Below are 1791 nucleotides of genomic sequence, written 5' to 3' on the forward strand. Positions count from 1 at the left end.
TCGACGGGCATGATCGGCCAGTCCTCCGGGCGCGGGAAGTGCGTGGTGCCGAACGTGTGCCAGACGACGATGTCCTCGCCGTCCACCGGGCGGTCGGCCTCGGTCCAGGCGGGCAGGCCGGCGCCGGCGTTCTGGTTGACGAAGTCCCCGGCCGGGTAGCGCTGGGCCGGGTCGTAGGCGGTCACCCAGAGCGCGTTGGTCGCGAACCCGGCGCGGGCGTGGATCGACGACGCGTCGTCGGCCAGCAGCGTCGCCTTGCCCTCCGGGATCAGCGCGTACCCGACGTCGCCGCCCAGGGCGTTGCGCCGCTCCGGGTTGATGATGTGCCAGGTCCGGACCGCGCCCTGGTTGCTGGCGCGCTGCGCGGTGGACTCGCTGGTCAGGCGGGTGCGGGACTGGCGGAACGCGTTGCCGTACGGGTTGTCCTCGCCCATCGGCATCCGCTGCGCCTCGACCTCCTCGACGGCGTTGCGCGGCCCGTCGACGGTCATGTCCAGCCGCGCCGAGAACAGGTGCTGGTGATACGGCGCGCCGAGGCCGGGTGCGACCTCCGTCGAGTACGGGTTCCCTTCGGGCGGGTAGGCGGCGGTGAACACGATGCCGGTCGCCTTGACCTCGAGCGCGATCGTGCCGTCGAGGTAGAGGTACCAGTAGAAGCCGTAGTCGTAGTTGCCGATCGGGGTGAAGAACGAGATCACCAGGCGGCGCTGGCGGCGCACCTCGCGGGAGCCGGTGAAGATGTCGGAGTGCTTCCAGAGGACGCCGTAGTCCTCCTCGTGCATGCAGATCGCGTTGGAGATCGTCTTCGGGTTGCCCAGGTCGTCGGCGATGGTGGCGTCGACGTAGTGGATGTCGCCGAGGCAGTCGCAGCCCAGCTGCAGCGAGTCGGCGTAGCGGGCGAACATGTACTCGCCGCAGTCGAAGTAGTTCTGCCAGAACCGGACCGGTGCGGGGTCGGCGTAGGGGACCACCATCTCGGCGACCGACGCCCGGTAGCAGATCGGGCGGTCGTCGAACGCGATCTGGTGCAGGGTCAGGCCCTCGCGCTCGTTGAACCCGATCCGCAGGTCCCACTTGCCCCAGCGCACGTGCCCGTCGTCGACGGTGAACGAACGGCCCTCGGGCTGGGTGATCTCGATCGGCTTGAGCGAGGTCATGTGCTCGCCCTGCACGGCCGGGTCGTCGAAGTTCCCGCTGGTCTGCGGCACCGGCACGATCCCGGTGTCGATCACCCGGTCGACGCTGCGGGCGGTCAGGTCGACGTAGGCGACCAGGCCGTCGATCGGGTGTGCCCAGGCGTGGTCTTTCTCGTGGTCCTGCCGGAACCCGAACGCGCGGGCGATCCGGCGCCCGGCCTCGTCCGGGTAGTCGTAGACCCCGGCCGAGAGCGGCACCGCCCGCACCGACGCCGGCTCGATCCCCCGCGCCGAGAGCGCCGCGAGCCACTCCGGGCACGCGTTGAGGACGTCCTCGATGAACTCGAACTCGCTGTCGATGATCGGCGGCTGGCCGTCGCGCGGCGGGTCCAGCTCGTGTTGCGAGACCACGACCCGGTCGGTGGCGGACACGACGGTGTCCCAGGACCGCCCGGAGGCCAGGTCGAGCAGCACCGCGCGGAACTGCCGGTCGACGCGGTCCCCGTCGGAGTGTGCGAGGACGGAGTCCTTGGCCGGCTCCTCGGGGGCGAAGAAGGCGTAGCGGACGTGCTCGCCGAGCAGGCCGGCCTCGGCCAGCACCTCGCGGACCGCGGCGACCTCGGCCTCGGTGGTCATCTCCAGTGGGTGTCCCGTG

At 70.9% G+C, this 1791-nt stretch carries 1 protein-coding gene; it reads right to left on the bottom strand.

Annotated features, from left to right (window positions below; translation table 11 throughout):
• Positions 1 to 1791, bottom strand: a 1791-nt coding sequence (locus tag I4I78_RS32245) for a primary-amine oxidase (RefSeq protein WP_218615290.1), incomplete at both ends; no start/stop codon positions are given.

This window comes from Pseudonocardia sp. KRD291 (assembly GCF_019263595.1).
Lineage (GTDB): Bacteria > Actinomycetota > Actinomycetes > Mycobacteriales > Pseudonocardiaceae > Pseudonocardia.